The 12,725-nt window shown below is 39.6% G+C and carries 12 protein-coding genes; 2 read left to right on the top strand and 10 right to left on the bottom strand.

Annotated elements, in window-relative coordinates; genetic code table 11:
- Positions 1–42 precede the first annotated feature (42 nt).
- On the top strand, positions 43–1,008 hold the full coding sequence (locus Q0Z55_RS02945; RefSeq protein ID WP_297423959.1) for an amino acid ABC transporter substrate-binding protein: 966 nt from the start codon (positions 43–45) through the stop codon (positions 1,006–1,008).
- On the opposite strand, the gene Q0Z55_RS02940 is transcribed toward Q0Z55_RS02945, so the two are convergent.
- Positions 1,009–1,890 carry a hypothetical protein gene (locus Q0Z55_RS02940; protein WP_297423957.1) on the bottom strand — a complete coding sequence of 294 codons (882 nt, stop codon included), beginning with the start codon at positions 1,888–1,890 and terminating at the stop codon, positions 1,009–1,011.
- A gap of 127 nt (positions 1,891–2,017) precedes the next feature.
- On the opposite strand from Q0Z55_RS02940, the gene Q0Z55_RS02935 reads away from it, so the two are divergent.
- On the top strand, positions 2,018–2,293 hold the full coding sequence (locus tag Q0Z55_RS02935) for a pyocin activator PrtN family protein (protein WP_297423955.1): 276 nt from the start codon (positions 2,018–2,020) through the stop codon (positions 2,291–2,293).
- Here the strand turns inward: Q0Z55_RS02935 and Q0Z55_RS02930 are convergent.
- The 9 genes from Q0Z55_RS02930 to Q0Z55_RS02890 all read right to left on the bottom strand — a co-directional run bounded on the left by Q0Z55_RS02930 (position 2,277) and on the right by Q0Z55_RS02890 (position 12,725).
- On the bottom strand, positions 2,277–3,425 hold the full coding sequence (locus Q0Z55_RS02930) for a tyrosine-type recombinase/integrase (RefSeq protein ID WP_297423953.1): 1,149 nt from the start codon (positions 3,423–3,425) through the stop codon (positions 2,277–2,279). The genes Q0Z55_RS02935 and Q0Z55_RS02930 overlap by 17 nt on opposite strands.
- Before the next feature lie 338 nt (positions 3,426–3,763).
- Complete coding sequence (locus Q0Z55_RS02925; protein WP_297423951.1) at positions 3,764–4,027, bottom strand: hypothetical protein; 264 nt, start codon at positions 4,025–4,027, stop codon at positions 3,764–3,766.
- Between the two features lie 3 nt (positions 4,028–4,030).
- Entirely contained in the window at positions 4,031–4,777 is a 747-nt protein-coding gene (locus Q0Z55_RS02920) for an N-acetylmuramoyl-L-alanine amidase (RefSeq protein WP_297423949.1), read from the bottom strand.
- Positions 4,774–5,088: a hypothetical protein gene (locus Q0Z55_RS02915; protein ID WP_120367390.1), complete on the bottom strand. Its 315-nt coding sequence runs from the start codon at positions 5,086–5,088 to the stop codon at positions 4,774–4,776. The genes Q0Z55_RS02920 and Q0Z55_RS02915 overlap by 4 nt, the downstream gene beginning before the upstream one ends.
- A 63-nt stretch (positions 5,089–5,151) precedes the next feature.
- Complete coding sequence (locus Q0Z55_RS02910) at positions 5,152–7,680, bottom strand: phage tail protein (protein ID WP_297423943.1); 2,529 nt, start codon at positions 7,678–7,680, stop codon at positions 5,152–5,154.
- Positions 7,680–8,102, bottom strand: coding sequence for an NlpC/P60 family protein (locus Q0Z55_RS02905; protein WP_297423942.1), 423 nt, complete (start codon positions 8,100–8,102; stop codon positions 7,680–7,682). Before Q0Z55_RS02905 ends, Q0Z55_RS02910 begins: the two co-directional genes overlap by 1 nt.
- Positions 8,103–8,363: 261 nt before the next feature.
- Entirely contained in the window at positions 8,364–11,183 is a 2,820-nt protein-coding gene (locus tag Q0Z55_RS02900) for a hypothetical protein (RefSeq protein WP_297423940.1), read from the bottom strand.
- A gap of 58 nt (positions 11,184–11,241) precedes the next feature.
- Positions 11,242–12,099 (bottom strand): DUF2163 domain-containing protein, encoded by an 858-nt coding sequence (locus Q0Z55_RS02895; RefSeq protein ID WP_297423938.1) that lies wholly within the window; start codon positions 12,097–12,099, stop codon positions 11,242–11,244.
- The gene (locus Q0Z55_RS02890) at positions 12,096–12,725 is read right to left on the bottom strand and encodes a DUF2460 domain-containing protein (RefSeq protein WP_297423937.1); all 630 of its coding nucleotides are present in this window, start codon (positions 12,723–12,725) and stop codon (positions 12,096–12,098) included. Before Q0Z55_RS02890 ends, Q0Z55_RS02895 begins: the two co-directional genes overlap by 4 nt.

Here is a 12,725-nt window from a genome sequence, read left to right as displayed (position 1 = left end):
AGTTAATATTTAGCAAGTTATTAATTCCATAAAGATAAAAATATGGCAAGACCCTACGAACAACTTTCTATCTGGATTCAAGATGATCGCGAGCTTAAAGAAAAATTCATCAGAAACAATGCAGAAAAATGGAAATTAAAATATCCCTACGAATTTTATATCTCAACTGCACAACAAAATAATCTAGGTCCATCTGCTGAAGTCGCTACGTTAAAATCAAAAGAAATACTGACCGTTTCAAAACAGGTCTATGAGCTCATTCGTAAAAAATTTAGAGAGTTTAAGTACCAAAAAAATCACAAATCAAAGGATCATTTACAAGCAAGAATAAGTACTGATACCAGATCAAAATTAGAAAACATCAAAAGAAAGCTAGAACGTGGAAACACTTCCATAACGCTTGAGCATGTGATTAAAAATTTTGATGAAGACACATTTAAGCTAAAATTGAAGGTTGAAGACTTACAAGAACAACTTAAAAAGGCAAAAAATGATGAAGCATTACTTAACAAAAAATCAGAAGAGAAGTTAAAAATGCAACAAGCTTATGACAAGAAAATTCAAGAATATTTATTCAATCAATGGATTTTTACTACACTAAAATTAAAAATTCTTGATCAACATATTTCCACTCAAGATGATATTGATCGCATCTACGAGTCTTTTGATAAAATTGAAAAAGAAGCAGCACAAGCTGAAATCATTACTGAACTAAAATATAGACTTGAAGATGAAATACTCAACATTAAAGCTTCTTTAAAACCATCCTCTGATGAAGTAATCCCACTTAATGTAAGTACTAGTCCAATCTTTCATGAAAATACCATTACACCGATTAAACCTTCAGGTTATACAAAAGGTTTGTCAACTCCCCATGAATGCCCTGTCTCTGAGAATCCACCTGAAGAGCACTCTGATACTGAATACCCCACCATAAAAACTAATGCTGAATATTTACATTTACGTGAAGAGCAATGGAATCCATTAAAAAGAAATACTAAGAATTAATTAAAGTATTATTTCCGACAGGATCATAGGCTGGGTTCGGAGCTCATGAATGATGGTTTCAGCAATGTATCCACCACTGTAAGGCATCTTATACCCAAACTTTTCTATCTCTTTAGAGGGATATTTTGCCTTCAGTATCTGATTAAGATTGTTAAGTTCCAGCTGTAATTTTTCTATTTTCTTCACAATTGATGCTGGCTTTCTTCGCACGCCATCTGACTGAGCTTTAGCATACAACTGCTTACTCTCCTGCTCTAATTCACTGAGCATTTTTTGCTTAAGCACAAGTTCAGACTGAAGCCATTCAATATCGTAAACCTCAAAAGCTTTGACCAGATCATCAAGCACAAAATTAACTGCTTGATTTAGAGTCTTCCATTTACCATGACGTGCCACTTGTTCCCGTAAAATACGATATATAATTTCACGTCTTGGGTATAAATGCTTGTCGTAACGAGCTTTGACTGCAATGATTGCCTTTGCACTTTTGGCAAGTGTACGGTTCTGAATAAACTCCAATCCACCAAGCATTTGCACATAAGCAATTAAAATATCTGAATATTGCCTATGGAAAATTTTGGCAGGCAAGTTATTTACCTTAACCCTTAATGTATTAAGCTGTGTTAAAAGCTCAGCGAGCTGAGATGGTTTGAAGGGAATATTCAAATCACTCCCCATCATTTCAGCAAAAGAAATTCTCTCCTCATTAACTGAAAAATCATTCTGCTGCATTCTTTTTATGATTTTTTCTTTTTTATCAATATATGTTTGATTCTCGCTTACTATTGACACATCATCCAGATCACACTCATAGTAGTAGCAAAAGTTGAACCATATATCCTGTTCAAGCAGGCCAAGGTCTGATAATTTTTTATCACTCATAAATCATTATAATACAAATATTTAATTAGCATAATACTAATATATTTTTAAACAGAAGTAATACTCTACCTTTACTATTTTCGGGATACTAAACTGAATTCATCGAGATAACTGTTAGATTTTAATCATGAATATATCTTTAAAAATTTCTACATCCGATTACTTATTTATGAAATATCGCTCTATGACTGTAGAACTGATGACTATAGTTTCTGACTATTATCCTCATCTTAGTAAAGCTGAAGCATTGAGAAAGGCGAATAATCAAGAATTTCCTTTCTCTGTATTTAAAATAGATCAGAGCAAACGTGCACCATTTTTAGTACACGTAAAAGATCTAGCAGATATTTTAGACAGAAAATACTCAGAAGCATCTAAAGACTATGCTACGTTTCATCAATGAGATGTAGCACTTCCTCCAACTGAATAATATTTCTTCTCGCCTTTACCGATACATAGCGCTGTAAGCTACTCCAAGAATCATGTAGGCTCACTTTTTGAATTTCAGGAATTGTAAGACTCTGTTCAGCTAATCGGGTACAACCTTCATGTCTTAAATCATGAAACCGCAAGTCCTCAATCCCTAGTATCTTGCAAGCCTCTCTAAACTCTTTGCCTAAACTTTTAGGATTTAAGGGTAATAGTAAATTTTCATCATGTCCAAGCTTTAGCATCCGTTCGCGAACTTCTGAATGCTTTAGTCTTTTAATCATTTCCTTACAAGGATCAAGTACATCAAAAGACTTATGATTGCCTTTAGAGCCATTAGGATTCTTTAGATCATGTACTTTCCACGTAGAATGATGTGAATCATAGTCTCGCAGATAAAGCCGTGTTAATTCGGCTTCACGTCTGCATGAGAAAATTGCAAACCACATAATCAAATGCATTGGATACTTAGTACCATAACGGTTTAGCTTCCATCGTTCTGTAAAATATTTCGTTAATGCAATCAGTTCATCCGTTGAAGGGAGTCGGTCTCTTTTCTGACTGGAGGATATTTGACGTGTTTTTCTTAACTGTGCCGTAGCCTTATCAAAACCATTTAAATCAATATCCATTTCCCACATAACAGCAGCATGGGAAAGTACACCACGAATATGTAAAAGCTCATGTTGCTGCGTACTAGTCGCAATAGGCTCAAGTTCGAGATGAGGGACTCCCCCTTTCCTTAAAGCAACATGCTCGGCTAAATGTACTGATTTTATTTTTGTGATAATATTGCGCGCGATTGGCAGCTTCTTGATTAAGAGCAGAGAATAGCGTTTCGTCCTTCCGTACTCGCTCCCGACTTCATCCAAATATTTATCTATGGCATCAGATAAGGTCAGATCAATCAGCTTTTCTTTGCCAAGCAAAATATCAGGATTTTCTTGAATTTCGACTTCTCGTTTCTTAACCCAGTTTTCAGCTAATTTCTTTGAGTGAAATGTTTTACTTTCAGAAAAAGTAGGAAAGCCCTTGCGATTGATTCGGATCGCAGCACGATAGTTAACTTTACCATCTGCACCTTTCCTTGTTGTAATTGATCCCATAATTTACACCACAAATTGTTTTTTTGATTATGGTGTAAAATTTGGTGTAAATGCAAATAGATTAACCCACCTAAACATAGGTTCACACAGACTCGCTCAGATTGCGAATACAGATTAAAGGCATGATTTTTAATGACTAATCCAAAAAACATTGAAAACACTCAATCTCCGCGAATCAGTGTGGCGCCGATGATGGATTGGTAGTAAATATATAATAATTTCAATTTATTCAATAATTTATAAATAATATAAAAATCAATAGTTGCAAAATAGTTGCAAGACAAACAAAAAAGATGCCCTCAGTCCGAAGACTAAGGGCATGTATAAAATTGGACCACTTACTTATAACGCTTGCTGTTAAATACGGACTTTGCGAAGTCAATAAACGTGATAATCACCTTCGCCCAACGTTCCCAATTTTGTCCTAAATCAGTCACGAATGATTTAACAAAAGCCAATACCCACGCTTTTTTATCAGCACCTGAATCACGTTCCTTTTCTGCTGCATCCATAGCATTGACAGTCGTTTGAACGATTTCACGACCAACACCATAAGCATCCACAATTGGAGAAAGTGCGCTTGCAATAGTTATTGCTGCCATTTGTTATGCCCCTTTTTCATATTCAATTAGAACTTTGGCCACAGCTTTTGCTGCAATCCAATAGCGTGCCTGGAACGCTGCCAATTCAGCTTCATTTGAAATGAAACCCAATTCGACAATCAAACCGCCAGCATTGATATATGCCAAACTACCACGAGCCGATTTACTCTGATCAATCCATCCATTATCCCCACGTAAACGACTACCCAAAGCTGTGGCCACAGCTGCCGACAAATCTTGAGCCAGTTTTTTATCGCGAGGCAGTGCAATCGTTTCAATTCCGTTTGCTTGCTTTGAAGCTGCTGCATTCATGTGAAATTCAACAGCAATAGATGAGCCTTTAATCAGTTTTAAGGCTGACGATAACGGGTCATTTCGGCTATTCGTACCATCTGTTTTTGTTGCAAGTCCTGCTTCACGCAAATAAAAGGCCACCGCATTACGGAAATTTGTCACAAGCTCAGATTCTTTGATCTTGCCATTTACCGCACCAGGATCAGAGTTACTATGTCCAGCCGTCACAGCCACAAAACCCAAAGGATGATGCAAAGTTGGTTGATACCACTTTTTACCAAGCCACGATAAAAAGACCATCACACCGCCTGTCACGTAAGCATGGTATTCGACTGGAATCAATTTAAAATCCACCGCCCATTGCAAGCCTGGAATAAGCACGAGCAATAAAAAAGCCCCCAACACAGGGAGCTTAACTGACAAGAATTGCCATGCATTTTGTTCTATAAATTTCATTTACTGTCCTCACGATGGCTTTGCATAATCGCCATATCTTGTTTGAGTTGATTAATTGAATTGATGGTCCATGTACCACCTGAAATCGCCACACCTAGCACAAAACCCAATCCCCACTTGAGCATTGAAATCGCACCCTGATCTTTAAATTTTTGCTGTTCAAGTGCTTCAACCTTGACCCGCATTTGCTCTAAAGCAGTGTGATACCCTCTGTTGATCGCATTTGCTTCGACAAGCTGCTCAGTGACTTGCTGCAGTTTGTCAGAGACTTCATTTAACTTTTTCCAAAGCTGTGCGCTTGGCTCATTCACAACTACCCCCTTTTCGACATGCAATAAAAAAGCACCCCGAAAAGTGCTTTATGGTTGAAAATTTTAACTATCAGCAGTCGCTTGTGTAATCCGTGATGAATAATTCCAAGCCGTCGGCTTCCACACATCGCGCGCAGCAACACGCACATAATAAGTGGTCGTTGCTTGCAAGCCAGTAATCGCGCAAGCATTTTCGGTGCCTGTCCACTTCGCAGCCGTGGCTTCAGGATCAAAGTTCGCATCTGTACTGATCCAAACTTGATAGTCTTTTAAGTCAGGTGCTTCACTTGGAATCCAAGTCACTGTGATCGAATTGCTAGTGGCAGATGTGTACACATTCAATAATTGCGGTGGCACTGGATTACTGATATTCAACTCTGCAAAAGTGCTGATAATCGAACCGTTTTTACTTGCAACACGTACTGTATAAGCACGCTGAATACCGTCAATTTTCGCCTCCTCCATGCTGTAAGAATAATCAGTATTTGTTGTTTCAACTGTTCGAAGCAATACACCGCCTGAACGAATCTGAACAACGTAGCCAGATGCACCTGCAGCCGGTTGCCACTGTACTTTAAAACTCGTACCGACGAATGCCGATTGCAGCGATAAACCTCTTACACCTGCAGGACGGCCACCATTGACGGTGTAACTGTATGCAGTCACTTCATCCAAGGTTTCTTCTTTTTGCTCAAGTCCATTGAAACTTGTGAATTTGAGATAAACCTCTTTTCCAACAAGATTTGCATTGAACTCATATTCAAAAATAGCACGGTCAATACGAACAAACGGTTCACCTGCATTGTGTGAACTTGCATCATTAAAACGACCACGCAGCATGCCACTTAATGTGTATCGCCCTGATCCATCCAATGTTGCATCAACATAGTTGATATATTCATCACCGACTTTACACAAAGTTGCATCAACTTCAGCATCCTGCAAAGTACCGCCAAAAATTTGACTTGAGGTGTTCAATTGCACTTGCATCGATGTTGCACTTGAATTGATTGCAGTCACCAACTCACCATATCGCGCAGAGCCGTAAATAGTACCAATCATTTCATAAGTCGTATTGTCGAGACTCACCCAGACGTTACAGCCACCCCAATTGATACCACCTGATGCTGCTACCCAAATTTGATTTTTACCACCCGTCAATTCTAAAGGAGGCTCAAAAATTGCCGGTGCATTGACGTTGCCAGGTTCCTCATTGCCACCTTGGTACCCGTTTGAGGATTGCAGGTCATATTCAACCGCTGAACGTGATCCGACTGCAAGCTCTTCAGCGGTAATCGAAAGCACACCCTCTTCATCTTCTTCAACACGAGTGATTCGCACAGGGAATCGATCAAGACCCAAAGATTCATCTGTAATCGTCACAATGTCCATTGGCTCAAGTCGGCAGTACTTCCAACCCAATTCGAACTCATACTCATTTCGAACATACAGTTTTCGCTGTAACAGCAATTGCACCGCATGACGGGCGATTTTTGGCTCACAGAAAAAGTCAAACTTAACGGGATCTTGTGTACGCAGCCCAAACATTTCAATGTTGGCTTGATCCTTGGCTTCGACGGTTTCTGTATTGTACTGATTGAAGCGATTCACGTACTCGATTTGGCAATGATTGTATGCATCGGTATCACGGCTCCGACGTACACGCACTGGCTGATCTTCACCCAAAAAATCGTCATCCGTTAAGTGATAAACCGGTTCAAGATTTGGCGTAAATGTCACACCATTTCCAGTCACTGCACTATCACCATAAGAACGGATTTTTAACCCATCTGGACTTGGTACCACAGCACAATTCACTGCTTCCACAATTTCATTGATGATTTCAAATGCTTCACGCTGTTCAGTCAAAGCAGGACTGATCAACAAATTAGTGGCTGCACAATAGGTTCGAAATTCAGATAAATCAGCCATATTCAGGCTGGGTGCTGCACCGTACCGTGGATTTGTGATGAAGTCTTCAATCACGTCAGCTGGATTTGCATCATGAATCGTTTCTGAAAATGTAATATCGCTGATCACTTCAAAATTATGATTCGATAATGCTGCACTACCGCCTAGATCATAATTGGCACATGCCACATATCCAAGGAATGGATAATGCACCGCTTCTTGTGGATATTTCGATGTTAAATACCCCCAAGCTGAATTGTGATCACCATCAAACAGCTCAAATCCAAGCTGGTCAATTGGTGTAACACTTCTAAACTCATAAATAGGATTAAAAACATTTCCACCGACTTTTATTTTCTCTTGCTTAGTCACAATTTGTTCTTTATCACGCCATATAATGCCGATATCTCTAATTTTGTTTTCACAGAGACCAAGCATTAAAGATGCTGAATATGTATATGTAGTGTTTTTGGTCTTAGTTTTACCGCCTTTACCGCCTGATTTAGTAGTCGTTGTATGGGCAGTGGATTTAAAATCACCATACCAAAACATATTGGCTGCCACACGGTTTTTGCCATAGACCAACGGCTGTGTCAGACCGTATGCAGATTGCTGAATGCGCATCGAATTGATGCGCTTATCAGTTGTACTGACTGTTGTGCTTCCAAATATTCCGCCCATTATTCTTTTAGCCTCTTCATACGAAAAAACCCGGCAATACGCCGGGCTAAACTTCCTTTTGTGCCATCTTGGAGTATTACCCCTTGATGGATGTACGAATGAATGATCGTTGGCCATTCGACGACAATTGCACCATGACTGATGCATTTGCCAAAGTGGTATAAAACAATGTCACCAGGCTGTGGCTCATCGACTTCATAGCACACTGATAAAACGTGCTCTAAATATCGTTGGCCAAGCTGGTGCATGTGCCAATCGGGAGGGTATGGACGTGGATCTAAGTGATCCATCAAGCCAACTTTTTCATAGACTTCACAGATCAATGTTCCGCAATCCACACCGACACCTTTTACACGCCCTTGGTGATGGTATGGTGTGCCAAGCCAGGTCATGGCTTCTGTAACGGCTTCGTGATTTTTCATGTTTGATCCAGTAAAAAACCCTGATCTAATTAAAGATCAGGGTTCGTAGTGGTTTGTTGGGTTATTTTGCTAAGTGTTTTTTAGCAAAACGATTTATAATTCCAATAACTCATAAATCATCTTGATTGCAATCACCTTATTTTTCTCACATTTTTATAGCAAATACGTTGACCAACTATCTATTAAGGTTGCTAATAGAATAGAAAAAGCTACTAGCAAACCCGCTCAAACCAAAAAGGCCCTCCCGTAAGAGGGCTTTTTTTACACTATTTCGATACCACCAAAATTGACAGAAGCAGCATTACGAGCATTAAGTGTTAAATATACGTGAAGGATATCACCAGACTTGCATTCAATATCCGTAATCTTTACTCGCTGTAATGGATTGTGAACTGAACCAGAACCCCGTGTCATACTTAAAGCGGGTTTTATATAATACTGACGAGTCGAATCTGCATAATTCACCTTGTATAATTGAATATCAACATAAGCATCATTCAGTTTATTCGCCATAGAAATCAGCTCTGCTACCGAAGCGTATTCGTATACAAACATCAGATTGGAGTTATTGGTCGTTGAAAAGTTATCATCTACCGGTGCAGAAAAACCATTAAGAACAAATCGCTGCGCCTCAACCAATATAACTTTTCCTCCTTCTCCGATACACAACGCTTTCTTATAAGCAAGACCAGTGAAACCACCCAACCAAAACGGGTAATCATCCAAAGCGGTAAAAGTGGCTCCACGATCTATGCTCTTATAAAACCCATCATTAGTGGCTAAATAAAGATCATTTCCGCTTCTCAAGAGTCCTGGGTGATTTCCTGCACCTTTTTCCTGAACTGGATAGTGTGTTGAGAAATCAAAGTTATATGGTGTTGCACCTTTCACTTTAAAACTAAAGTTTCCACCATAATAAAACTCATAGTCATTAGCTCCCCATTTGATTACCTCTGGATTGCTATACCCTCGACTATATGCGTAATACATATAGTTATAGCGACCTTGAGCATCTTTAGTAAAGATTTGACGACTCGTTTCTTCAGTTAGACGCATGGTACTACCATCTGTACGTACAACATCCCAGTCAATACCGTTATTTGTACGAACACACACAATGAAACGGTTTGAACCACCCGTGCGATCACTGTACGGCAAGTGGAATGAATGGTACGTATAGACATACCCTCCATCAATCAAGATCACAGGATCATGCTTCCAGGCAGTTGGAATGATGGTTATATCTACACGGTCTAAAGCAGGCGCACCATTATCTGCTAGCACTGATATCTCAATCACATCCCCCGCAGCCGGACACGGTAAGAATGCATGTTTTCTTGCGCTTGCAGTAGTTAATGAGTGGGGTGGTAGTCGCAGTTGTGTAGTCGTATAAGACTTATCAGATTCATAAAGAGAACGTACACGCTGCCAATTTTTAGCATCATTGCTGACAAATAAATCCTCATCTTCCCAAGTCACCCCCTCTGAACCACCAACAGGCAAAATTGACGCGATCATCCAATACTTAAATCCTGCAACACCAACAGAGTCGTAAGCAATGCTTGGGTGACAATACTCTGCGTTGTTGTAGATCTTTGTGTCCACAATTGAATCAGGATTATCAACCTGCCCAGAAGGCACAGTGAACGGCTGCGACTTTAGTTTCGTATTAGCCATGGTCGACTGAATGTATGTTGCCATGTGCGCATAGATGGACTTGCTACCAGACTCTAAAATTGGAATCTGCGCATACAAAACATTGGACTTATTTTTGATACCATCACTACCATTCAATGAATAACCTATGCCCAATGGCGAGATATTTTTCTCAAGTGACGTAAGCGTAGAAATGCTATTTCTAACTTTATTTACTTCAATAAAGTTGTTCACAAATTTTGGCTTTATATTTACCGCCAGCTTTGCAGTATTTTCAGCAGACTTTACCAGCCCTGCTTTGTACAACTTCAATTCACTGGAAGTAAATTTATAAGGCTCATAGCTTGTAGCTACTTGTCCCAACTCTGCCTGCACAGCAAGTTCAAGAGCTTTTGCTAAAGTCCCAAAGCCCTCATTCGACAAAGGGAATAAAACGAATTTGATCGCAGGATCATCAACTAAAAATGTGCATGTATTGCCTGTCCAAACAGCATTTGTGATTTGTTTGACGTGCTTGTTTGAAGCTAAATCAGCTTCTGAATATCCTGAAATTCGTTGGTAAGCACTAGGAATTAAACTAAGATCTAATCCGCTTATAGTGTAATAACTACCTGACACAACAGGAACAAAGTTTGAAACAACGTCATTATCACTTGATGTTCGTTGAGCGCCAAGCGAGTTTATTCTGCGCTTTGTGATTACTTCGCCTGTGAATAAATTCTTAGTTGAGGTTTTTAGTTTTTCAATATCAACTAATTGAGCGTCTGTGTACTCTTTTGCTTTTTTAAGGTCATCGCCTGAAGCACCTACTGGCACACCTTGGATTGCGCTAACTAGTTCTGTGCCCGGTACAAATGAAGAACTGAAAGAATCCTTATGGACTGCCCAATTTAAATTATAAGTAACACCTGCTGAAACCGTTCTAGTGTTAATCATCAAGTATTTAGCACCTGTTGGCACTGTAACTTTTTGATAGATAATACTAGATGCAGCATCAGTCAGTTTAGTGGCTGTATGTGCAATATTCGTTTGTGTGCGATTTAAGTTTGGGTCTTCAGCAAAAAACATGAAACGTGAGCCGAGTGCGCTTGTGTACTTTTGAGTGTCATTGTGCATATAAAGCACATCATTCTCTTTTACATGTAGAACCAAAGAATCTGAAGGAGTTCCAACAAGAATACCCCCCGAAATACCCAAATTTGTATAACGTGGAGTTTTAGGTCCAATTTTATTCCCATCTACATATTCATATATGATTTTTGATAGGTCTAGTTTGTTGTCATCAACATAATTTTTAACACTATTAAACTTATTTTCAACTTCAGTTTTTGATTCAACACTCTCAGCCATTTGCGCAAGCATTTCACGCACTTCAGAGTGTTTTTTAGACTTATTACGGAAGTCCGCTGGTGATGGAATAGGCATATCTTTACCCCATAAAAAACCCAGCTCAATGGCTGGGTATGGATTAATACAAATTTAGTTAAACTGCGGTTTCAGGCACTGGTATAAATGGCGCACCACGGAAACGGCTGAAATTATTGAAACGGTTTTGGCAAGTTTCCAAACGTTTATCACATCCTGGATAAACTTTGATTCGTTGCCCCGCCTGCGGTGCTTCCAACAATGGCAAAGTCAATAACAAAGCACCTGATTCATGCATACGAATTGTCCGTTTCAAGCCGGAATTACCTCCGTCTAAGAATTCAATTACACCCTGAGTAAACCAACCTTGAGGCTGATTCACCTGGCATAAAATCCGTGCTGAAGTACTGCCCGTTTCAATGGTTGTCTGCACCATAAAGTTTTGACGCAATAGACCGCATGCACTGTCAAATAACGTGTTGGTACAGCTTGGCTGATAAAGATTTCGTGGCATTTGCACGTTCAATTCATCCAGATCTGACGCGACACTGGCTTGAATTGAATTACGATCTAAGTCAGGCTCAATGATCCGACCTTCAAAAAGTTTAATAGCACCGGCACTGGTGTCCGTTGGCGTATTCATATCCATAAAAATGCGCTCTAACTTAAAGCGAGCACCATCTAATTGGCCATTGTGAAATGCTTGAACAACATTAATGCCGTTCCATTTGTTATCGTCAATACAATCAATATTAATCGATAAATTATCGACTTCAATGCCGAGTGAAAGGCTGATCCCGTCACGGCTGATGATAGGACCTTCCGAGTTATAGACCTGACCTGCAACCACCAGGTCGAAATCATAATTGGTATATCGAAAAACATCGCCCTGCACCGTGGTGATGGTGTAGAGATCTGCCATCACAAACTGATCAGCATCAAGTAACGCAATTAGTTTTGCAGAAGCTGCTCTCATACTTTATTTCCCAAAGATCCGATCAAGGTAACTTCACCTTTCCATAAGCGATAACTAAACAGCGTAAAAGCTTGGCCATCATCAGCAAAACGGCAACGATAATAAAACGTGCCTTTCACTGAAAACTTATGCCCTGCTTTCAATGGCTTTGTTGCTTGAACAATGCCACTTTTGCTCACTGTGATTTTCGTGTCATCCCAAAACAACTCGTTATCGTCTTCACTCCAAAATTGAGCATTGTCATCTTCATTCCAAAATGTCGGATCAAGATCCATTGCTACTTGAGATTGTGTATTTCCAAGTGGCAACTGACCTTTATATAGTTGAAATGAAGTCGTTGTGCCGTCACCATTAAAGGTGCATTCATATTCATTGTCCCAAGGCATTTTGAACAAGAACGAATCAAAGGCACCGCGACGAGCAACGAAGAAATCTTCAATTGCCTGCAGTTCGCCCTTTCGTTCTTGAAGCCCTGGCAAAGTGAGTGAAAACTCATATTTCGGCACAGCTTGATAACTTGCACGCAGTTCACGACCATTCACAGAAGTCATGATCTTAGTATTGAACATCGGCTTTCGCGTCAGGTCATAACCAATTGTTAAGTCTGGAAATAAAACATCAGACAT

The sequence above is a fragment of the uncultured Acinetobacter sp. genome (genome assembly GCF_947626835.1).
Taxonomy (GTDB): Bacteria; Pseudomonadota; Gammaproteobacteria; order Pseudomonadales; family Moraxellaceae; genus Acinetobacter.
The sequence above is the reverse complement of the archived record's forward strand: the minus strand, read 5'-3'. Positions and strand labels throughout refer to the sequence as shown.

Bases quoted from the DNA above. Each gene is read 5' to 3' on its own strand.
- Q0Z55_RS02930 (WP_297423953.1), bottom strand. From the start codon at position 3,425: ATGGGATCAATTACAACAAGGAAAGGTGCAGATGGTAAAGTTAACTAT.
- Q0Z55_RS02935 (WP_297423955.1), top strand. From the start codon at position 2,018: ATGAATATATCTTTAAAAATTTCTACATCCGATTACTTATTTATGAAA.
- Q0Z55_RS02945 (WP_297423959.1), top strand. From the start codon at position 43: ATGGCAAGACCCTACGAACAACTTTCTATCTGGATTCAAGATGATCGC.
- Q0Z55_RS02925 (WP_297423951.1), bottom strand. From the start codon at position 4,027: ATGGCAGCAATAACTATTGCAAGCGCACTTTCTCCAATTGTGGATGCT.
- Q0Z55_RS02895 (WP_297423938.1), bottom strand. From the start codon at position 12,099: ATGAGAGCAGCTTCTGCAAAACTAATTGCGTTACTTGATGCTGATCAG.
- Q0Z55_RS02905 (WP_297423942.1), bottom strand. From the start codon at position 8,102: ATGAAAAATCACGAAGCCGTTACAGAAGCCATGACCTGGCTTGGCACA.
- Q0Z55_RS02910 (WP_297423943.1), bottom strand. From the start codon at position 7,680: ATGGGCGGAATATTTGGAAGCACAACAGTCAGTACAACTGATAAGCGC.
- Q0Z55_RS02920 (WP_297423949.1), bottom strand. From the start codon at position 4,777: ATGAAATTTATAGAACAAAATGCATGGCAATTCTTGTCAGTTAAGCTC.
- Q0Z55_RS02900 (WP_297423940.1), bottom strand. From the start codon at position 11,183: ATGCCTATTCCATCACCAGCGGACTTCCGTAATAAGTCTAAAAAACAC.
- Q0Z55_RS02890 (WP_297423937.1), bottom strand. From the start codon at position 12,725: ATGTCTGATGTTTTATTTCCAGACTTAACAATTGGTTATGACCTGACG.
- Q0Z55_RS02940 (WP_297423957.1), bottom strand. From the start codon at position 1,890: ATGAGTGATAAAAAATTATCAGACCTTGGCCTGCTTGAACAGGATATA.